Below are 265 nucleotides of genomic sequence, written 5' to 3'. Positions count from 1 at the left end.
TGTAGCCGGAGAAATTGGCGAGCTTTTCTCATCAAGACGCGTCAGCAAATATTACTTGGCGCTAAGTGATCACAAGCCTAAAAAGAAACAAGGCATGATAATGGGCGATATGAAAAATCGTCGAGGCGGCCAGCGGATTTTGCTAAAAACCACAGAAAACCCGGCTATCACTCAGTTTTTCAGTAGCGCGGCTAAGCCCGGTACCCGAGGGTTTATCGTTAAGCCTCACTCGGGGAAAACCCATCAAATTCGTGTTGCGCTTAAA

The 265-nt window shown here is 47.2% G+C and carries 1 protein-coding gene; it reads left to right on the top strand.

Annotated features, from left to right (window positions below; translation table 11 throughout):
- Positions 1–265: pseudouridine synthase (locus NLF92_RS13180; protein WP_254102684.1), on the top strand; the 265-nt coding region annotated here is incomplete at both ends.

Origin of the sequence: Opacimonas viscosa (assembly GCF_024199005.1) — a bacterium.
GTDB classification, from domain to species: domain Bacteria; phylum Pseudomonadota; class Gammaproteobacteria; order Enterobacterales; family Alteromonadaceae; genus Opacimonas; species Opacimonas viscosa.
The sequence above is the reverse complement of the archived record's forward strand: the minus strand, read 5'-3'. Positions and strand labels throughout refer to the sequence as shown.